The sequence below is a fragment of the Nocardia concava NBRC 100430 genome (genome assembly GCF_000308815.1).
Classification (GTDB): Bacteria; Actinomycetota; Actinomycetes; order Mycobacteriales; family Mycobacteriaceae; genus Nocardia; species Nocardia concava.
On sequence record NZ_BAFX01000110.1, the window covers coordinates 1 to 18201 of the forward strand.

Sequence of the window (18201 nt, forward strand, 5' to 3'; positions counted from 1 at the left end):
GGTTTGATCGAGCCGCCCGTGGTCTTCGTGGAAGAATATGCTGGCGACCTCTACCTGGAGCGCGAGGCCGAAGTGAAGCGCTATCGCGACGCATTCGCCGAGATCAGCCGGGTAGCGTTGGATCACGACACGAGCCGACAGCTCATCCTGTCGGTAGCGAAGGAGTACGGCGAGTGAGCATCGACCTATCCGAAGCCCAGTGGTTCAAATCGACTCGCAGCAGCTCTCAGGGCGAATGCCTGGAAGCGGCCCACTTGGACGACGGCCTCGTCGCCGTTCGTGATTCCAAGAACCCCGGCCCCGCACTGGTTTTCGCCCCCGGCGATTGGGATGTGTTCACCGGGGCCATTCGGGCCGGGCGGTTCGATACGTCCCCTCAGTGACCCGGGAGTGACCTGCCGTAGCCGCGCTCGGTTCCCTGCTCGGCAAGGGCGGCGAGGATGCGGGGGTGGACTCGTAGGGTCCAGGTGAAGGCGGCGATCATGAGGACTCCGTACGCCGGGAAAGCGAGGCCGTCGGTATAGGTGCCGATGAGCGCGTGCCAGGCGGTGATTGTCAGATAGAGAGCACCCAAACCCAGCATCGGCCAGGCAAGGCTGCGCCGCACTTGGCGATCCTTACGTTCGTTGACGATCATCTGGTTCCAGCGCACGATCTCGTCGGCCGAAGTGAGCGTTGGCAATTCGCCCGCGTGAAGGGCCTCGTAGAACCGGCGCATCTCGTGCCTGCCGCCGAACCGTCGGCGCCATCGCTCGACGCAGTATCCGATGATCGGTGTGGCGATCGCCGTCGCCACCACACCGAACCAGCCCAAACCCTCCGGTTCGTTTGTCCGGTCAGTCCAAGCAGAATTCGTTACCCGTAATACAGTCGACCGACAAGATCTTCACCATTCAGGGCGGTCGGTTCGATCTGGGGTGAACGAAGCCCCGGTTATCCGGGGCTACCCCGGAACTGGGGTGTTGACGAAGATCGATTGCATGCGAAAATTCATGCTCCCGATCGCCGTTGGCGCGACCATGATCGCCTTCGCTCCGACCGCGTCCGCCTATGAGCTCGACAGCATTACAGTCTCGGCTGCCACCGGGAACTATGGGACCGGGTGCACGTACACGGTGACAGTCACCGGCATGTACGCCTATTACGCCCGGATCTGGGACAACGGCGTTGCCGTCCCGACCGAGGGCACCGTGAACGGGTCGGTCATGACCCAGCCGTGGACGCCCACCACCACGGGCACCCACACCCTTATGGCCCGTGTGAACGGCGACCCCACCGACAAGACCATCGTCGTAACCGTCGGCAACGGCCTCAACCTGGGTAGTTCCTGCATCGGCCTCTAGCTCACAAATCCCATTTACGAATCCCACGAGAATGCACTGGTGCACACGTCTTCTCGACGTTTACCTGCACCAGTGCATTCTCGTCGATCAGGAACTAGTCGAGGCAGAATTCGTTGCCTTCGACGTCCTGCATCACCAGGCAGGATTCGTTGAATTCGTCGGCGAGGAGGAGTTGGTAGCGGGTTGCGCCCAAGGCGATGAGGCGGGCGCATTCGGATTCCAGGACGGCTAGGCGTTCCTCGCCCTTCAGGCCGGTGGCTACTCGGACATCCAGGTGCACACGGTTTTTGACGACCTTGCCCTCGGGGACCCGTTGGAAGTACAGGCGGGGGCCTACGCCGTTGGGGTCGAGGCAGGCGAAGGCGGAGCCCTGGCGGTCGGGCGGGAGGGAGGCGTCGAATTCGGACCAGTCGGCGAAGCCGGGCGGGGGCGGGGGGATGACGTAGCCGAGGACCTCGCACCAGAAGCGGGCTACGCGTTCGGGGTCTTTGCAGTCGAAGGTGACTTGGACCGTTCTGACGGACGTCATCGGTCCACCTTAGGGGGCGGGCCGCGAGATGGCTCGGGGATATTGGTCAGGTGTGCAGTGACCGGTGGAGGCGGGCGGCCTCGCGGGTGAGGTGGTCACGTTCGGGGATGGTGGTGGCTGCTCGGGCCGCTTCGGCGTACAAGATGGCGGCTTGTTCGAGGTCGCCGGTGCGTTCGGTGAGGTAGGCGCGAGCGGCGGTGTGGCGGGGCAGGTTCGGGTCCAGGTCGGACAGGGCGGCCAGGCCCGCGCGGGGGCCGTCGGCCTCGCCGACCGCTACGGCGCGGTTGAGGCGGACTATCGGGCTGGCGGTGAGGTCGAGCAGTTCGTCGTACCACTCGACGATCTGGGACCAGTCGGTGTCGGCGGCGGTAGGGGCGTCCGCGTGCAGGGCTGCGATCGCCGCCTGGGCCTGGTATTCACCGAGGCCGTGGCGGGCCAGTGCGGCTTGAAGGATCGCCACTCCCTCGGTGATAAGGGCTGTGTCCCACAGGGATCGGTCCTGTTGCGCGAGCGGGATCAGGCTGCCGTCCGGGCCTGTACGTGAGACTCGGCGGGCGTGATGCAGCAGCATCAGGGCGAGCAGGCCGGAGACTTCGGGATCGTCGGCGGAGGCGGCGAGCTGGCGGGTGAGGCGGATGGCCTCGGCGGCGAGGTCGATATCGCCGCCGTAGCCCTCGTTGAAGACCAGGTAGAGCACGCGCAGCACGGTCGGTAGATCGCCGGGGCGGTCGAGGGGCAGGCCGGTGAGGCGCTTCTTGGCGCGGCTGATCCGTTGCGCCATGGTCGCTTCGGGGATCAGGTAGGCCGCGGCGATCTGGCGGGTCGTGAGGCCGCCGACCGCGCGCAGAGTCAGGGCGACGGCCGAGGCGGGCGGCAGGGAGGGGTGTGCGCACAGGAAGTACAGCCACAGGCTGTCGTCCGTGCCGGGCACCGGACCCGCCTCCGGCTCGATCTCCACGGCCAGTTCCCGTCCCCGCCTGGATGTTTCGGAGCGGACGGAGTCGAGGAACTTGCGCCAGGCGGTCGTGACCAGCCAGCCCTTGGGGTCGCGCGGCGGATCCTCCGGCCAGGTTTCCAGCGCCCGGATCAACGCCTCCTGCACCGCGTCCTCGGCCTCCGCGAACTCGGCCCCGCGGCGGACGAGGACGCCGATCACCGCGGGGACAAGTTCGCGGAGCAGGGCGTCATTCACTCTGTCACCGTGGGCATTTCGGTGAAGAACGGCCGGATCTCGAGCCACTCGTGAATCGGCTTCCCGCCCGCGCCCGGGGCCGCGGACAGCTCGGCGGCCAATTCGAGGGCCCGCTCGTAGGATTCGACGTCGATGATGGTCCAGCCGGCGATCAGATCCTTGGTCTCCGCGAACGGACCGTCGGTGACGGGCGGGCGGCCCTCGCCGTCGGAGCGGACCCAGGTGCCGTTCGGGGACAGGGCCTGGTGTTCGACGAATTCGCCGGTCTGCTCGAGCCGCTTCCCGAAGTCGCGCATGTACTGGATGTGAGCCGTCACCTCCTCCGGCGTCCACTGATCCATGGGCACGTCGTTGACCGGGGCGGGCGCGCCACGATAGTGCTTGAGCAGCAGGTATTTCGGCATGATGGTCTCCTCGCTGTCTTTCTCGGGCTTCGGGATTCAGGCGCGCTGACGCTCGGCGCGCTGGGCGATCAGTTCCTCGACCGGAGTCGGCAGGGTGGTGTCGAAGTCGATGAGTTTGGCCCAGGTCGGGGTGACGATGATCCGGACCATGCCGTCGTAGAGCGAGCGGACCTCGGCCTCCCACTCGACGCGCTGCTCGGCCGTCATCTGGTAGCTGCCGTTCATCTGCAGGTACTCCTCCGGGATGCCGTCCACGTCGTCCAATTCGACGGTGCCGCGGATGAGCAGGATCTTGGGCGGGTGCACCTCGGTGTCGATGGTCAGCGCGACCTGGGGATTGTGCCGCAGCGAATGCAGTTTCGGGGCGTTGCGGGTGGTGCAGAGCACGATCTGCGAGCCGTTCCAGGTGAAGGCGATGGGGATATTGCGGGGCGTGCCGTCCTTGGCGACATACGCCATGCGCAGCAGGTCGCGGGCCAGCATTTCCTGGCTGAGTGGGCGGTTCAGGATCTCGGTGAGTTCGTTCGGTCCCATGGTGGTCGCTCCTTCGTCGATGTTCACGAGGCCCGTGTGGGGTGCTCGTACCCCTGGGACGGAGCCGCTCGGACGTTCTCGACATCCCCTCCGAGCGTAATGTCGGAAAACATGACCTTTCGAAGCGAGAGCAGCTCAGTTCCGTCCACCGTCCTCAATGACGGGCAGACGATTCCGTCGCTCGGTTTCGGGGTGTTCCTGGTCGAGGAGGGGGACACCTTCGGGGCCGTGACCACCGCGCTCGAGACGGGATACCGCCACATCGACACGGCCGCCATCTACGGCAACGAGGCCGAGGTGGGGCGGGCCATCCGGGAGTTCGGGGTGGCGCGGGACGAGGTATACGTCACCACCAAACTGTGGAACTCCGAGCAAGGCTACGACTCCACACTGCGCGCCTTCGACGCCAGCCTGGAGCGGCTGGGATTGGATCGGCTGGACCTCTATCTGATCCACTGGCCGGTGGCGCAGGCCGATCGGTTCGTCGATACCTTCCGGGCATTCCAGAAGCTGAAGGCGGAGGGCCGGGTCACCTCGATCGGGGTGTCGAACTTCAATCGCGATCATTTGGAGCGGCTGATCGCGGAGACCGGGGAGACGCCGGCCCTGAACCAGATCGAGTTGAGTCCCAATCTGGTGCAGGCGGAGTTGCGGGCCTTCCACACCGAGCACGGGATCGCCACCGAGGCCTGGAGTCCGCTCGGGCGCGGGGCGGCGCTGACGGATCCGACCATTGCCGCCATCGCGGCCGAGACCGGGCGCACCCCGGCGCAGGTGATCATTCGCTGGCATCTGCAGCTCGGCAATGTGGTGATCCCGAAGTCGGTGACGCCCAGCCGGATTCGGGAGAACTTCGACGTGTTCTCCTTCGAGCTGACCGACGAGCAGGTGCGCGCCATCACCGCACTGGACAGCGGCACCCGCGTCGGCCCGGACCCGGCGGAGTTCACCGCGGGACTGATCTAGGCGGTCCCGCGGTCGGTTCGAACCCCGGCGTCAGTCGGGGATCGAACCGGTCAGGGGGATATTGACCCAGCTCGGCGCGTCCGGATCCAGGCGCAGGTGCTGGGGCTTCAGACCGGAGTCGGCCAGGACGATCATCGGCGGCAGGCCCTTCGGGAAGTTGCTGGCGTACACGTCGATTCGCAGGCGGTGGCCCGGCTGGAGGACAGCGTCGATCGGGGTCACGCCGATATCGAGGGTGACCGGGACACCGGGAACCGTCTGCTCCCGCTTGGCCAGGTCGAGGAAGTACTGCGGCTCGGTGTAATCGCCATTGGATGACTTCTTGCTGGCGTCCTCGTCGATCTGCCGCAGCGACGCGACCAGCTGGCCGGTGGCGATCTCGCGCGAACTGCCGTCGGGGGCAACATCATTGACGGTCGCGACCCAGTAGCCGTCGGCGGCGTCCTCGACGACGTTCAGGTGCACGTTGATCGGACCGGAGATGGTGGTCGCCGCGGCCGCCGGGCTGCTGGTGAAGGTCAGCCCCTCGCTCTCCCAGATCCGCGAATCGCCGGTGCAGGCCTGGATGATCGAGGTCGCGCCCGCCGTGATGCGGGCGGCGTCCCGGCTGCACAGACTCGCCAGACCGGGCGCGACGGTTAGGTCGCGAATACCCGCCTGCCGCGAATTCTCCGACAGGCCACCGTCGTAACGGGAGCCGGGGCTGGTGCCGGAGGGGATGTCATCGAGATACATGCGCCGGTACACGACCTCGTTGCGCGGGAATTCCGGCGCGTCGGTCCAGCCGCCGCCCTGCTGCTTGACGGTCAGCGGCGTGAATTTCTCGATGCCGTTGTCGATTCCGCGCAGCCAGTGGTCGAACCAGGCCCGCTGCAACACATCCAGGCGCGGAGGCATGCCCGGATGGCCGAAACCGGCCACGCCCGTGCCGAGATGGTAGCCGTCGCCCATGATGAGCTTCTTCTGCTCTTCCGGCAGCGGAATCGAGTTGAAGGTGTCGGTAGGCGTGGTGCCGAAGATGTCGAACCAGCCGCCGACCATGAACGTCGGCACCTGGATGTGGGTGACGTCTGCCTTCAATCCCTTGCGAAAGGGCGAGTTCGGATCGACGAGTTGCTTTGTGCGCGAGGTCAATTGGTCCGGGCTCATGGCGGTGTAGCCGTTGATCACCACGTCGACCATGGTCAGCGGATCCGCGATCCGGTCCTTCAGCCACTGCAATTGCTGTGCGGGATCGAACTTTCCGACCAGCAGTGAGGTCACGTCCGGAATCATCTTGAGCGCGTTGACCCCGATCAGCCACGGCACCAGGAACCCGGCCCCGATCCCGCCGCCGGTGCCCGCGATATCGCCGAAGATGTCGCCGCTGCCTTCGAAGGCGAAGACCGCCTTCAACCCCGGGGGCATCCGATCGGTGGCCTCGAGCGCGCTGATCCCGGTGAAGGAGATCCCCATGGTGCCGACATTGCCGTCGCTCCAGGGCTGCCGGGTGATCCAGTCGATGACCTCGGCGATGTCCTGCTTCTCGCGATCGCCGAAGACCTGCCAGTCGCCGCCGGAGGTGCCGGTGCCGCGCAGATCGACCTGCACCAGGGTGTAGCCCGCCTCGGCCAACGCCCAATCCTGCACCGCGGCCTCGATCGCACCGGAATCGGCCTGCCGGGTGATGTCGAAAATCCCGTCCAGCCCGACGCCCGGCAGATTCAGCGACCCGATCCAATTCTCCAGGGGCTGTTTGATTCCCAGGCCATCCGCGGCGTTCAGCACCGCCTGCCCGACCAGCATCGGCAGCTTCCCGTAGCCCTGCATCTGCAGGACCACCGGCCGCTGCCCACCCGCGATCCGGCCGTTGCTCGCCGGATGGATGATGTCGGCCTTCAGGACCGTCCCGTCATCCATGGTGATCGGCACCGCCAGATCCGGCGCGATCCCGTTGTAGGGCTGCGGGCCGTCGACCGCCGCGGTCCAGCCCGCCGCGTACGCGCCGCCGTCGATGCCGGTGAACGCGGTGTCGGACAAGGCCATTGGTGCGAGAAACGGCGTACACGCGATCACCGCGGAGGCGGCGACCAACCCCTTCGCGGCGAGCTTCACGAATTCCATGGGCCAGATTGTTGCTACCGGCGAGTAATAAGGACTCGCCCCAGGGCGACATCGTTTTACCCCTGGGCGACAGCCTTGGCCAAAACGTTGCGTCCCAGACAATTGGCGGATTAGGTTACGGTCCCGGCTGGAATTGGCAATCGGTGGGGAGGTGACCGGCCGATGGCGATCATGGGACGCACGGCGGCCATGCGCGGCTACCGCGAGCTCGTCGACGAACTGGGCGGAGATGGCGAGGCGATGCTCGGCCGATTCGGCATCACGCTCGAGGCGGTGGCCAGCGACGATGCCTTGGCTCCCGCCGAATCGCTGGGTTGGGCCCTCGAAATCGCCGCCACCGAACTGGACTGCCCCGACTTCGGCCTGCGACTGGCGGCTCGGCAGGACAGCGATGTCCTGGGCCTGCTCGGCGTCGCCACGACCACCGCCGCTACCGTCGGGGACGCGCTCGCCTGCGCCTCCAGATTCATGGCCGTGCAGCACGAAGGCGTCGCCCTGCGGCTCGTCCCGGATCCGCAGGGACAGACCGGAATCGTCGGGCTGCACTACGAGGACATCGCCGAGGTCGGCGGCTTCTGCCAGGGCATCGGCCACGCGACCGGCCTCATCCACCGCATCGCGCTGCGCAGTGCCGGCGACTACGGGCTGCGGTCGATCCAGCTGCCGCATCCACCGCGCGCACCCGCCGCGCGCTATGCCGAATTCTTCGGCGCCGAAGTGCGTTTCGACATGCCCACCACCGTGTTCCGATTCCCGGCGAGTGTGCTCGAGCGCCCGACCCGGGGCCGCAATCCGATGCTGCACAAGCTCGCGATGGACTTTCTCGAGCGCCACTATCCGGAACCGGACCGCGGCATGACCACGCGGGTGCGCCTGGCCATCGACCGCGCCCTGCTCGAATCGCGGGCCGATATCGAGACCGTGGCCCGCATGCTCACCGTGCACGAGCGCACGCTGCAACGCGCCTTGGCCGCCGAGGGAACAACTTTCACCGAGGTCCTCGACACCGCCCGCCGCGACGTCACCTACCGCCTACTGTGTGAGACAGACCTACCCATGAGCCGAATCACCACCCTCGTCGGCCTACGCGAACAGTCCGCCCTGACCCGCGTGGTCCGCCGCTGGTTCGGCACCACACCCCAGCGGGTCCGAAGCACCTCGCGGGCCCGACAGGCCAACACACCGCAGGTCTCCCTCGTCGCAGAAGGCTGACGCCCGGATCGAGACCAAGCTTGGCCCCAAACGGCCGGGCCCGTCAGCTAGCCCCAGTTGGCAGCGAGGGTGAGGCAGAACGGGTGGCCGCTCGGATCAAGCAGCACCCGCCAGCTTTCACCCGGTTGAAACTCGGGCACCGTAGCGCCCAACTCGACCAGTTGCTTACTGGCCAGCTCGAGGTCTTCGACCGCCAAATCCAGATGGAACTGCTTGGTTCCATTCTCGTTCGGCCAGGTGGGCGGCCGATAATCCGCGACCGTGCCGAATCCCAGCGCGTGATCTGGACCGGTAAGCATGGCGTACTCGTCCTGCAGATGGGCAATCTCCCAACCGAGCACAGCCGCCCAGAACTCCGCATCCCGCCGCGCGTCGGCACTGTCCAGGGTGAGCATCTTCAGCGTGGCAATTGCCATGAATCTTTCCTCTCCGCAACAACATTGCTGTCAGCCCAGTCTGCAACCCCGACGCCGCCCGCGATTGTAAGAACGCGACACCGTGCGGCGGGAACCTACGCGCCAGCGCATTCACCGATAAGGAAATCGCCTGAACCAACCTCGGTTTCATCAAGCTCGGGCACGATCAGCCCCATCGTGACCGGCTCCCCCGGCCGCCAGCCCACCCTGTCGACGTATTCCACTGCCTCGCAGGTGCCCGAGGCTCCCGACTCACCACCGGTTCGCAGCAGCTGTAGGCGATCACCGACCGATACACGACCTCCCTCGATGTAGCCAACAATCACCCTCACACCGCGACCGGTCAGCGTGAAGACGCTCTCGACTCGAAACCGAAACTGCTCGTCCTTCGGCGGTTCAGTTGGCACGTGCTGATCATGCGTCCCACAGACACGGTCACCCCGATGACACTCCGTGTCCGGACGAAACAGCGCGGGTCGCGGCAGATGATTGCTTCGTTCGGTGATCGGCTCGGCGGGCACGGATGGGCCTATTCCTACATTTTGGCACCGCATTTCGCAGGAACCTGCTCGCTGGCACCGGTTTATGTAGGAATAGGCCCATCGACCTGATCTCGGCAATATGGTGCGTTCGGTCGGCCCCAGATCGACTCGGCCCGTTGACCTTCGCCCCACCCGCGCTGGCCGGTCGGGTCAGCGCGGGCAGCGGCATGACAGGACGTCCATTACCGGTCGCCGCGGCACTTGCAGCACAAGCAGGGGACATCTAAATCTCCTGAGTATCAATCACTCTCGCTCGAACACTGGCGTGCCCCTTGCCTGTGTGGCCGGGCCGGGCATGGCAGGGTGACTGGGTTGCTACTCGTCAATAGTGGGGAGGTCAAGATGGATTCGCAGGGTCGGAGCGATCACGCAGGCTGGGATGGACGGCCAACATTCGTGTTCGTGCACGGCGCGCACGCCAATGCTGCTGCCTGGTCCGGAGTGCTGCGTGAACTCGCCTTCCTCGGCCATCGCGCGCTCGCGGTCGATCTGCCCGGCCATGGAATCGATGCATCCTTCCCGATGGCATATCAGTCGCCACAGGACCTGGCGGCGTTCTCCGGGCAGCCCTCTCCGTTGGCTCACGTGACTTTGGAAGACAACGTGGCTCATGTCGAGGCGGCAGTCCGCAGGGTTGCTCAGTACGGGCCGGTTGTTCTCGCCGGGACGAGTGGCGGCGGCGCGACGATCAGTGGTGTCGGCAACCGCGCGCCCGATCTGGTGGCGCGGATCGTCTACATCTCGGCATGGTGTTGCGTCGAACTGCCCAGCGTCGCAGCGTACTTGGAAACCCTCGGCCATCATGGCGTCGCTGCGTCCATGGTCAACTGGCGTACCGCCGACCCGCAAACCCTTGCGGCGCTGAAGGAAGGGCTGCTGGCCGATGGCACCGACGAACAGTTCCGGGCCTGTCTGAACACCCTGGAACCTGCCGATTCCGCTCAGGTTCTCACCGCCGATTGCCGAGTGCACGCATCCACCTGGGGCCAGATCCCACGTTCCTACATCCGCTTCGCCAGCGATCGCGCTATCCCCATCGATCTACAGGACCAAATGATCGCAGAGGCCGACGCGCTGACCCCTGACAACTTGTTCGACACTCACACCGTGGACACCAGTCACATGGGTGTCCATCTACATCCGGCCGAGATCGCATCCATCCTCGACCGCCTCCAGCTGCCGAGCTCCAACTGAGATCGTCAACGCACGAAACTCGGCAATAGTGGATGCGCTTGGGCTGGGGGCGATCTCGTTGCTGGGCGCATGGTGAGGCCGAGCGCGTCGTCACGGCTCGGTCGCCGAGGACTGGGCATGGTTGCCTAGCCGTGCGACAGTGCTGGCGTGACAGGCCCCGTGGAGGCGGTGACAAGATGCGCTGGTGGACCGGGTGTCGGTGTGTCTGCGGGCCGGTCCGCCGAGGCTGTCGAACTACTCGGCTTCGCCGACCGTGCCCACGCCGCTGAGGCGGCCCGACACTGGCGAGATACCCAACGCTGTTGCCTGTGGCGGGAACTGAAAGGTGGCTACATCGGCGAATCATGATGCCGCTCATCGGTGAATCTCGACGGCGGTCGTCTGCTGGCCTCGGGGTACCTGGCAGGATCGACCCCATGCGGTCCTGAGCCCACACCAACCAACGCGCGCATCCGGTGGGAGATCGTGATGCAGGATGGGGCCATGACCACTCCGCACCCGCAATCGCCGATTGTCGATGTCTACGCATTGCTGAACGGCGCGTTCGATTTGCGGTCGTATTCGCGGCGATACCTGGTACTGAGCACGAGGGCGCCGCTCCAGCAGAAGTTCATACCGACCATGGCCGACTTCGATCAGGCGTTCTTCGGGCCGATCGTGGCCATGACGGACGCCATCGAATGGCTGGAGCGTCAAGGTTGGAGTCTGGTGAGCCTGCTCGATCGCGACAGGGAGCAGAACAACTTCGCGTACACGTTGGCATTCATGCGACGCGATCAGCCCTGATCGTTCGGCTCTCCGAGTGACCCTCCGCCGACCTGCAGGTAGGGCCCCGTCGGCGGTATCGGAAACAATCTGGCCGGGTCAGTCGTCGAAGGCAGGGTCGGTCACGCGCTCGAGTGCCTTCCTGAGCGTCGCGGCGCGAGCGTGAAGTGTTCCGATCGGACGGGTGCGGAGGTCTAGCCTCGACGGCACCTGGAACCCACCCGGCGTCTGGCCCGTTCACCGGTGTCATTGGTGTGGCTCTCTTTTGGCATGCCTCCCGCCGGACACCGTGTCGGGAGTGGCTGAAAAGGGGTTCGTCCGGCTCGAGGTAGCGCTGCCCCCCAGCACCTTCCGCCTCGTCATCGAATATGTACGGAATCGGCATGAACGAACGTTCTCGGATGCCAGGATAGCCCCGAGATGCTGTGGGGCCGTTGATCTTCGGCAAAGTGGTGGTCGCGGCGAATGGCGCGGGTCGAGGGCCGGGTAATAGTGTGCACTCGAGTCCGCCGAAGCTGGCTCCCGGAGCCTGGCGGGCATACGCTTTCAGCGTGCGGTGGTGACAATTGGCCCGGGGTGTCACCACACCACGATGCTGTTTGCCTCCAGCGAGGGAGCGATTCAACCCCACGAGTTCGTCTGGGGACCTTTCGGATTGGCGATTTGGACGGGGGCTTGCGTCGGGTTGAGTGGCGGGAGTGCCGAATCTTCGAACGCGCCAGCTGGTCGTGGGTGGTCGAATTTCACCTGACTATTTCGGCCGGTCTGGTGCGATGTGACGAGGAAGGTTTCGGCTAGTTCTGTTGCTGCGCGCGGTATTCGGTGACAGGTAGGCCGCCGACGCCCCAGTCTTCCAAGTCGACCTCGTCGATCACGACGAAGGTGGTGCGGGGGTCTTTGCCGAGGATGTCGACGAGGACGTTGGTCATGCGGGCGATGATCTGGGACTTCTGGGCGGGGGTGACGCCTTCGCGGGTGACTTTGACGTTGATGTAAGGCATTTCGGGGTCCTGGAGTTCGTCGGGGTGCGGGTCAGGGTCGGGTGGTGACGTAGCCGCCGTCGGCTCCGATCACGGTGCCGGTGAGGAAGGTGGCGTCGGCGAGGTGCAGGACGGACTCGGCGATGTCGGCGGGTTCGGCGACTCGGTTCAGGACGGCGAGAGCGGCCAGCGCATCGAGGTCGGAGTCCGCGTGCAGCGGGGTGCGGACGATGCCGGGAGCGACCTCGTTCACGCGGATGCCGTAGGGGGCGAGTTCGGCGGCCAGTGCCACGGTGAGGGCGCGGACGCCGCCCTTGGAGACCAGCGGGGCGGAGGCGGGGAACCCGCTGATGGCGTGGGAGAGCAGCACGGTGGTGATGTTCACGATCGCACCGCCACGAGCTTGGTCGATCATGCGGCGGGCCACTGCCTGGGTGATCAGGTAGGTGCCGCGCAGGTTTCCGCTCAGAAAATGGTCGAGGTCGGCCGCGGCGACGTCGAGGAAGGGGGCGGGGGCGAAGGTGCCGGCATTGTTGACCAGGATGTCGACGCCGCCGAAGGCGTCTGTCGCCGTGTCGACCAGGGCGGTGCCGGCCTGCGGGTCGGTGAGGTCGGCAACGGTCCAACGCAGCCGCTCGTCGGTGCCGAGCCGGGCTGCGGCGGTGGCTAGTTTGTCGGCGTCGCGGCCATTGATCACCACATTGTCGCCACGCGCGAGCAGGGCTTCCGCGATGGCGTAGCCGATGCCGCTGGAGCCGCCGGTGACGATCGCGGTGCGGGAAGTCGTTGTTCTCATGAGGAAAGCTTCGGTCCCGGAAACACATTAGTCCACGACGCAGTCTTGTGCGTATTACTAGACTCCACTTATGAATCTGGATGTGCGCGATCTGGAACTACTGGACGCTCTGGCCGGTGGCGGGACGCTGCAGCAGGCCGCGGACCGGCTGTTCGTGAGCCAACCGGCGCTGAGTCAGCGCCTGCTGCGGATGGAGGAACGACTGGGCACACCGGTCTTCGATCGGGTGGGGCGGCGGCTGGTGCCCAATCAGGCCGGGGCGCGGCTGTTGCCTCGGGCGTCACGGATTCTGGCGGATCTGGCCGCCGCCGAACGTGAGGTGGGTGAGGTGGCGCGCAACGGGGATCGGCACATTCGACTGTCGACGCAGTGCTCCACCACCGTGTCCTGGTTGACGCCGGTCATGCGCGAGATGCGCAAAGCCCGTCCCGACAGCGCGATCCGAGTGGTCAACGCCAGCGACGATGACCTGGCCGATGCGCTACTGACACAGCTCATCGATGTGGCGGTGCTGACCAAACTGACCCCGGCGGCCGCGCAGGTCAAGCTCACCCATCTCATGGACGACGAGATGCTGGCCGTGGTGGCATCCGAACATCGTTGGGCGACCAGGAAGTACGTGACGGGACCCGATTTCGCCACCGAGAACCTGATCCTGTACGACGGCTACGACCAGAGCCGCCCGAACGCGTTGCCGCTGCCGATTCCACCGGGTGCACGCCCGGACCGGATCACCATCGTCCCGATGCTCACCGAACTGGTTGTCGAATTGGTCGCGGCGGGCGAAGGAGTCGGCATCCTGCCGTCCTGGGTGATCGCGCCGTACCTGACCCGGGGCGAGGTCACCGCGGTGCGGATCGGACAGCGAGGCGATACCCGAGCCTGGTACGCCGCCACCCGATCCGACGACGATCGGGCACACGTTCTCGATTTTGTCGGGCGGTTGGTGAGCCACTTCGCCGACGGCGCGACGGGGTAGATCGGCGCGCCGTCGGTTGGCCTGCCAGCTCAGCCCGCGAGCTTCGCCAGGTTGGGGAAGTTGGACAGTTCCCAGCCGCCGTCGACCACCATGTCGATGCCGGTGATGTAGGAGGCGTCGTCGGAGGCGAGGAACAGGCTGGGGGCGGCGATCTGTTCCGGGGTGGCGGGCGCACCCATCGGAATGCGGTCCAGGAACATCTGTTTGGCCGGTTCGTAGCCCATGATGGGGGCCACCAGCGGGGTGTCCACCAGGCCCGGCAGGATGGCGTTGACCCGGATGCGGTGCTGGGCCAGTTCCAGGGCGGCGGTCTTGGTGAACATCACCACGCCCGCCTTGCCGGTGGAGTAGGCGCTGCCGCCGGGCATGGGGACGCGGGCGTCGAGGGAGGAGATGTTCACGATCGCGCCGCCACCGGTCGACTTCATCAGGCGCGCTTCATGTTTGGTGCAGAGGAAGACCGACTTCTGGATGAGGTCGATGGTGAAGTCCCAGTCGGCCTCCAGGAGGTCGGTGACCGCGCCGATGCGGGATGCGCCCGCGGCGTTGAAGGCGGCGTCCAGTCGGCCGAAACGCTCTGCGGCGACACCGATTCCGGCTTCGATCTGCGCCTCGTCGGTGACGTCGGCGACCGCCGGGACGAAGGAATCGCCCAGCTCCGCCGCCTTCTTCTGAAGTCCGGCCTCGTCGATGTCGAGCCCGACCACGTTCGCGCCCTCGGCGATCAGCGCGGCCGAGATGGCCGCGCCGATGCCGGACGCCGCACCCGTGACGACCGCGGTACGGCCGTCGAATCTGCTGGCGTTCACTGTGTTTCGCTCCTAATGCCGTCCGGCGCGCAGGAACTCGCCCGTGCGCTCCTTGCCGAGGGTGGCCACCTTCTCGCCGAGCCCGAAGACGAACTCGCCGTTGACCAGGACCGCGGTCACGGTGTCGTCATTGCGGTTGACCATGCGGGAGAGGTTGTCGAATTCGGGAATCGGGTTCTCCGAGTAGGACTCCAGGCTGTCGTCCAGATGCGCCGGATCGATGATCAGCACGTCCGCCCGGTCGCCCTCGCGCAGGTGGCCGGCGTCGAGGTCGTACCAGTCGGCCAGTTCACCGGTGACCCGGTGCACGGCGTGCTCGACCGTCAGGAACGGCTTGCCTGCCTGCTGCGCCCGGTGCACCCGCTTCAGGAACCGCAGCCCGAAGTTGTAGAAGGCCATGTTCCGTAGATGCGCGCCCGCGTCCGAGAAGCCCAGCTGCACACTGGGATCCGCGGCCAGCGCGTTCAGCACGTCGGGCCGGTGGTTGGAGATGGTGGTGCGCCAGCGCACCCCGGAGCCGTGCTCGACCAGCAGGTCGAGGAAGGCGTCCACCGGGTGGATGCCGCCGCGATCCAGCCCGACCTGACCGAACGTCTTGCCCACCACGCTCGGGTCGGGACATTCGGTGATCTCGGCGTCGAAGAAGTCCCGGTGCCAGACGCGCGGGCCCCACTTCTTGTCGTAGTCCTTGCGGAACGCGCGCCGGTAGGCGGGATCCTGGAACAGTTCGTGCCGCTTCTCCAGCTGGTTGGACAGGTGCAATGCCGCCGCGCCGGAACCGAATTCCTCGAACACCGGCAGGTCGATGCCGTCGGAGTACACCTCGAACGGCACCGGCAGATGCTGCCAGCGGAAGTCGCCGCCGAGCCGGTTGATGATCTTGCCGATCAGCGGGAAGACCTTCACCACACCGGGAATCGCCTTGATGTCGGCCGCCGAGAGCAGGCTCACCTTCAGGTTGGGCCGGAAGAAGCCCAGGCTGCTGGCCGCCATGCCGACCAGGCTCTGTGGCCGGGCCACATCCGGACCGCCCTGCAATGCCCGTTTGCGGTCGCGCAGAACACGATTCAGCCGTCGCCGTTCTTTGGCGGTGGCATAGGTGGACGGCAGCGTCCGAGAGCGGCACACTTCGCCGTCGAGCTTGTCGAACAGCAGCTGCTGCGAAGACATGCCGACGAAGCCCGCGTCGAGGGCCTCGCGCAGCTTGTGCTCCATGGCCGTCAGCTCCGACTCGGTCGGCGTCACCTCCGGATCGGTGGCGCGCTGCAGGCCCATCTGCGCGGTGCGGATATCCGAATGACCGATGAAGGCGGCGATATTCGGGCCCAGCGGCAGCGACTCCAGCGCGTTCACGTAGCCGTGCGCGCTGTTCCAGGTCTTGAGCCCGTCGACCGCGGCGACCACATGCTTGCGCGGAATGGCCTCCACCCGGCCGAACAGGTCACCGGCATCGCTGCCCTCCACATGCACCGTGGACAGCGAGCAAGATCCCAGCAGCAGCGTGGTCACCCCGTGCCGCAACGACTCCGACAGCGACGGATCCAGCAGCACCTCCACGTCGTAGTGGGTGTGGATGTCGATCATGCCCGGCATGACCCAGCGCCCGGTCGCGTCGATCACCCGGCCGCATCCGGTCTCGTCCAGCGGCGTGGCCGAGACCGTCGCCACCCGGCCGTCGCGGATCCCCAGATTGCGGATGGCCGACGGCGCGCCCGTGCCGTCGAACCAGCGGCCGTTCTTGATGATGGTGTCGTACACAGGAATTCACTCCCCCAATGAGAGGTCGCGGCGCAGCACCTTGCCGGTGGCATTGCGCGGCAGGGGTTCCGCGGTGACCAGCCAGCGGGCGGGCACCTTGAAGTAGGCCAGCTGCCTGGCCACGTGATCGCGCAACTCGTCCTCGATCGTCGAATCCGGTTGGTCGACAACGACGATGGCGGCCACCTCCTGACCGAGGTCCTCGTGCGGGACGCCGATCACGGCCGACTCCCGCACCGCCGGATGCTCGTCCAGGACGTTCTCGATCTCCTGCGGGTAGACGTTCTCGCCGCCGCGCAGGATCAGATCCGACCGGCGGCCGGAGATGTAGAGCTTGCCCTCGCGCAGGGTGCCGAAGTCACCGGTGCGCAGCCAGCGGTTCTCGTCGATGGCCGCCTTGGTGGCGGCCTCGTTGTTCCAGTAGCCGAGCATGACGTAGGGCGAGCGGATGCAGATCTCGCCCTCCTCACCGTCGGGGACGACTTTGCCGTCGGGATCGCGGATTTCGAGCGAGACGCCGATGACGGCGCGGCCCACGGTCTCGTTGTCGGCGGCCAACTCCGGCGGGGTGGCCACGGTCGCGGCGGTGCCGGATTCGGTGCAGCCGTAGCTGGTGGTCAGGCCCTGCAACGCGACCGGGAACCGCTCGCGCAGCCGCTGCACCAGCGCGGGCGAGGCCGGGGCGGAGTTCAGCGAGAAGGCGGTCAGCGAGGACAGGTCGTACTTCGAGATGTCCACGGCCAGAATGCGACTCGCCAGTGTCGGCACGGCCGCCCAGTTGGTGACCCGCTCCGCCTCGACCAGACGCAGCAGCGACTCGGCGTCGAACGCGCCCGAGGACGGGAACACCACGGCGTCACCGGTGGTCAGTCGCGGAATCGACAGATTGTGCAGGCTCGCGATGTGGAACAGCGGCATGGTCGCCAGGTAGCGGCGGCCCTGCGGGGAACCGTCCCACGCCTGGCCACGGAATCCGGCCGCCAGCGCGTCCATGAAACGGTGGTAGTCGGCGACCGCGATCAGGTTCTGCTGGGTGTGCACGACGCCCTTGGGACGACCGGTGGTGCCGGAGGTGTAGAGGATGATCGCCGGATCGTCCGCGGACACCGCATTCGCCGGATTGCCGCCCGCGAACTCCGCGAACAGCGCGGGGAGATCGGTCTCCATGGTGAGCACCGGAATGTCGGTGCCGGTCTCCGCTACCAGCGCCGCCCGCTTCGCGTCCGCGACAACAACTTTCGGCGCGGAGTGCTCGAGGCCGTACTCGATCTCGCGCGGCGCCCACCAGGCGTTGTAGCCGACGGGGATCGCGCCGAGACGCTGCGCCGCCCAGAAGGTCAGCACCCATTCCGGGGTGTTCGCAGCCAGGATGCCGACCCGATCGCCCTTGCCGACGCCGTAGCGTTCCGCCAACGCGGCGGCCAGCGCGCCCGCGGCCGCGTAATGCTCAGCGAAGGTGTAGCGGGTGCGCTCGGAGACGAGATAATCGCGATCGCCCAGCTCACGGGAGGCCTCCAGGAGCTCGAGCAGCGAGCCGCGGCGATGCTTGAACACCGGCTGCGGCGCACCCAGCACCTGCTCGACCGCGATCTCGAACGGACCACCAGGCCCGGTCAACTTCCCGGCGACCTGGGCCGCGAGTGCCTGAAGATCAATGGCATTGGTCATGAGTCAAGTCC

The 18201-nt window shown here is 66.4% G+C and carries 21 protein-coding genes; 8 read left to right on the forward strand and 13 right to left on the reverse strand.

The features are described 5' to 3' along the window. The first annotated feature begins 18 nt into the window (after window positions 1–18). Together ON43_RS46400 and ON43_RS26495 are read left to right on the forward strand one after the other, a co-directional pair. The gene (locus tag ON43_RS46400; RefSeq protein ID WP_281033345.1) at window positions 19–177 is read left to right on the forward strand and encodes a Scr1 family TA system antitoxin-like transcriptional regulator; all 159 of its coding nucleotides are present in this window, start codon (window positions 19–21) and stop codon (window positions 175–177) included. After that, the gene (locus ON43_RS26495; protein WP_040811752.1) at window positions 174–383 is read left to right on the forward strand and encodes a DUF397 domain-containing protein; all 210 of its coding nucleotides are present in this window, start codon (window positions 174–176) and stop codon (window positions 381–383) included. The genes ON43_RS46400 and ON43_RS26495 overlap by 4 nt, the downstream gene beginning before the upstream one ends. Here ON43_RS26495 and ON43_RS26500 read toward each other — a convergent pair. Next, window positions 377–796: a hypothetical protein gene (locus tag ON43_RS26500; protein WP_157514200.1), complete on the reverse strand. Its 420-nt coding sequence runs from the start codon at window positions 794–796 to the stop codon at window positions 377–379. The genes ON43_RS26495 and ON43_RS26500 overlap by 7 nt on opposite strands. 184 nt (window positions 797–980) lie before the next feature. Here ON43_RS26500 and ON43_RS26505 point away from each other — a divergent pair, with 184 nt between their 5' ends. After that, entirely contained in the window at window positions 981–1343 is a 363-nt protein-coding gene (locus ON43_RS26505) for a hypothetical protein (protein ID WP_157514201.1), read from the forward strand. Window positions 1344–1437: 94 nt separating this feature from the next. On the opposite strand, the gene ON43_RS26510 is transcribed toward ON43_RS26505, so the two are convergent. From ON43_RS26510 to ON43_RS26525, 4 genes are read right to left on the reverse strand one after another with little or no spacing between them, the layout of a single operon-like run. Then, window positions 1438–1872 (reverse strand): VOC family protein, encoded by a 435-nt coding sequence (locus tag ON43_RS26510; protein ID WP_040811755.1) that lies wholly within the window; start codon window positions 1870–1872, stop codon window positions 1438–1440. A 46-nt stretch (window positions 1873–1918) separates the two neighbouring features. Next, window positions 1919–3064 (reverse strand): RNA polymerase sigma factor, encoded by a 1146-nt coding sequence (locus ON43_RS26515; protein ID WP_040811756.1) that lies wholly within the window; start codon window positions 3062–3064, stop codon window positions 1919–1921. Next, window positions 3061–3468: a YciI family protein gene (locus tag ON43_RS26520; RefSeq protein ID WP_040811757.1), complete on the reverse strand. Its 408-nt coding sequence runs from the start codon at window positions 3466–3468 to the stop codon at window positions 3061–3063. The genes ON43_RS26515 and ON43_RS26520 overlap by 4 nt, the downstream gene beginning before the upstream one ends. Window positions 3469–3504: 36 nt before the next feature. Next, window positions 3505–4002, reverse strand: a complete 498-nt coding sequence (locus ON43_RS26525; RefSeq protein ID WP_040811816.1) for a pyridoxamine 5'-phosphate oxidase family protein — start codon at window positions 4000–4002, stop codon at window positions 3505–3507. Between the two features lie 111 nt (window positions 4003–4113). Between ON43_RS26525 and ON43_RS26530 the strand changes: the two genes are divergently transcribed. Continuing rightward, on the forward strand, window positions 4114–4968 hold the full coding sequence (locus ON43_RS26530; protein WP_040811817.1) for an aldo/keto reductase: 855 nt from the start codon (window positions 4114–4116) through the stop codon (window positions 4966–4968). Between the two features lie 30 nt (window positions 4969–4998). Here the strand turns inward: ON43_RS26530 and ON43_RS26535 are convergent, their stop codons facing one another. Next, entirely contained in the window at window positions 4999–7071 is a 2073-nt protein-coding gene (locus tag ON43_RS26535) for a CocE/NonD family hydrolase (RefSeq protein ID WP_063712632.1), read from the reverse strand. Window positions 7072–7233: 162 nt separating this feature from the next. Here ON43_RS26535 and ON43_RS26540 point away from each other — a divergent pair, with 162 nt between their 5' ends. Continuing rightward, complete coding sequence (locus ON43_RS26540; protein ID WP_040811758.1) at window positions 7234–8283, forward strand: AraC family transcriptional regulator; 1050 nt, start codon at window positions 7234–7236, stop codon at window positions 8281–8283. Window positions 8284–8330: 47 nt separating this feature from the next. Here the strand turns inward: ON43_RS26540 and ON43_RS26545 are convergent, their stop codons facing one another. Both ON43_RS26545 and ON43_RS26550 read right to left on the reverse strand, forming a co-directional pair. Further along, window positions 8331–8699 (reverse strand): VOC family protein, encoded by a 369-nt coding sequence (locus tag ON43_RS26545; protein WP_040811759.1) that lies wholly within the window; start codon window positions 8697–8699, stop codon window positions 8331–8333. Between the two features lie 95 nt (window positions 8700–8794). Next, window positions 8795–9106: a hypothetical protein gene (locus tag ON43_RS26550; protein WP_040811760.1), complete on the reverse strand. Its 312-nt coding sequence runs from the start codon at window positions 9104–9106 to the stop codon at window positions 8795–8797. Between the two features lie 477 nt (window positions 9107–9583). Here ON43_RS26550 and ON43_RS26555 point away from each other — a divergent pair, with 477 nt between their 5' ends. Together ON43_RS26555 and ON43_RS26560 are read left to right on the forward strand one after the other, a co-directional pair. After that, the gene (locus ON43_RS26555; protein WP_051179272.1) at window positions 9584–10435 is read left to right on the forward strand and encodes an alpha/beta fold hydrolase; all 852 of its coding nucleotides are present in this window, start codon (window positions 9584–9586) and stop codon (window positions 10433–10435) included. Between the two features lie 483 nt (window positions 10436–10918). Next, entirely contained in the window at window positions 10919–11221 is a 303-nt protein-coding gene (locus ON43_RS26560; protein ID WP_157514202.1) for a hypothetical protein, read from the forward strand. A 773-nt stretch (window positions 11222–11994) separates the two neighbouring features. Here ON43_RS26560 and ON43_RS26565 read toward each other — a convergent pair. Both ON43_RS26565 and ON43_RS26570 read right to left on the reverse strand, forming a co-directional pair. Continuing rightward, window positions 11995–12201 carry a tautomerase family protein gene (locus ON43_RS26565; RefSeq protein WP_040811763.1) on the reverse strand — a complete coding sequence of 69 codons (207 nt, stop codon included), beginning with the start codon at window positions 12199–12201 and terminating at the stop codon, window positions 11995–11997. Between the two features lie 31 nt (window positions 12202–12232). Continuing rightward, window positions 12233–12976 (reverse strand): SDR family NAD(P)-dependent oxidoreductase, encoded by a 744-nt coding sequence (locus tag ON43_RS26570; RefSeq protein WP_040811764.1) that lies wholly within the window; start codon window positions 12974–12976, stop codon window positions 12233–12235. A gap of 70 nt (window positions 12977–13046) precedes the next feature. Here ON43_RS26570 and ON43_RS26575 point away from each other — a divergent pair, with 70 nt between their 5' ends. Further along, the gene (locus ON43_RS26575) at window positions 13047–13955 is read left to right on the forward strand and encodes a LysR family transcriptional regulator (protein ID WP_051179274.1); all 909 of its coding nucleotides are present in this window, start codon (window positions 13047–13049) and stop codon (window positions 13953–13955) included. A 29-nt stretch (window positions 13956–13984) separates the two neighbouring features. Here ON43_RS26575 and ON43_RS26580 read toward each other — a convergent pair whose 3' ends face one another. The 3 genes from ON43_RS26580 to casG are packed head-to-tail and all read right to left on the reverse strand — an operon-like array spanning window position 13985 to window position 18190. Continuing rightward, the gene (locus tag ON43_RS26580) at window positions 13985–14764 is read right to left on the reverse strand and encodes an SDR family NAD(P)-dependent oxidoreductase (protein ID WP_040811766.1); all 780 of its coding nucleotides are present in this window, start codon (window positions 14762–14764) and stop codon (window positions 13985–13987) included. A 12-nt stretch (window positions 14765–14776) separates the two neighbouring features. Then, the gene (locus ON43_RS26585) at window positions 14777–16522 is read right to left on the reverse strand and encodes an N-acyl-D-amino-acid deacylase family protein (protein ID WP_040811768.1); all 1746 of its coding nucleotides are present in this window, start codon (window positions 16520–16522) and stop codon (window positions 14777–14779) included. 6 nt (window positions 16523–16528) lie between these two features. Then, on the reverse strand, window positions 16529–18190 hold the full coding sequence (gene casG, locus ON43_RS26590) for a steroid-24-oyl-CoA synthetase (protein ID WP_040811770.1): 1662 nt from the start codon (window positions 18188–18190) through the stop codon (window positions 16529–16531). Window positions 18191–18201: the final 11 nt, after the last annotated feature.

Coding starts and splice junctions, on each gene's coding strand:
- ON43_RS26575 (WP_051179274.1), top strand. CDS start 13,047: ATGAATCTGGATGTGCGCGATCTGGAACTACTGGACGCTCTGGCCGGT.
- casG (WP_040811770.1), bottom strand. CDS start 18,190: ATGACCAATGCCATTGATCTTCAGGCACTCGCGGCCCAGGTCGCCGGG.
- ON43_RS26570 (WP_040811764.1), bottom strand. CDS start 12,976: ATGAGAACAACGACTTCCCGCACCGCGATCGTCACCGGCGGCTCCAGC.
- ON43_RS26560 (WP_157514202.1), top strand. CDS start 10,919: ATGACCACTCCGCACCCGCAATCGCCGATTGTCGATGTCTACGCATTG.
- ON43_RS26540 (WP_040811758.1), top strand. CDS start 7,234: ATGGCGATCATGGGACGCACGGCGGCCATGCGCGGCTACCGCGAGCTC.
- ON43_RS26555 (WP_051179272.1), top strand. CDS start 9,584: ATGGATTCGCAGGGTCGGAGCGATCACGCAGGCTGGGATGGACGGCCA.
- ON43_RS26535 (WP_063712632.1), bottom strand. CDS start 7,071: ATGGAATTCGTGAAGCTCGCCGCGAAGGGGTTGGTCGCCGCCTCCGCG.
- ON43_RS26545 (WP_040811759.1), bottom strand. CDS start 8,699: ATGGCAATTGCCACGCTGAAGATGCTCACCCTGGACAGTGCCGACGCG.
- ON43_RS26520 (WP_040811757.1), bottom strand. CDS start 3,468: ATGCCGAAATACCTGCTGCTCAAGCACTATCGTGGCGCGCCCGCCCCG.
- ON43_RS26530 (WP_040811817.1), top strand. CDS start 4,114: ATGACCTTTCGAAGCGAGAGCAGCTCAGTTCCGTCCACCGTCCTCAAT.
- ON43_RS26510 (WP_040811755.1), bottom strand. CDS start 1,872: ATGACGTCCGTCAGAACGGTCCAAGTCACCTTCGACTGCAAAGACCCC.
- ON43_RS26565 (WP_040811763.1), bottom strand. CDS start 12,201: ATGCCTTACATCAACGTCAAAGTCACCCGCGAAGGCGTCACCCCCGCC.
- ON43_RS26525 (WP_040811816.1), bottom strand. CDS start 4,002: ATGGGACCGAACGAACTCACCGAGATCCTGAACCGCCCACTCAGCCAG.
- ON43_RS26505 (WP_157514201.1), top strand. CDS start 981: ATGCGAAAATTCATGCTCCCGATCGCCGTTGGCGCGACCATGATCGCC.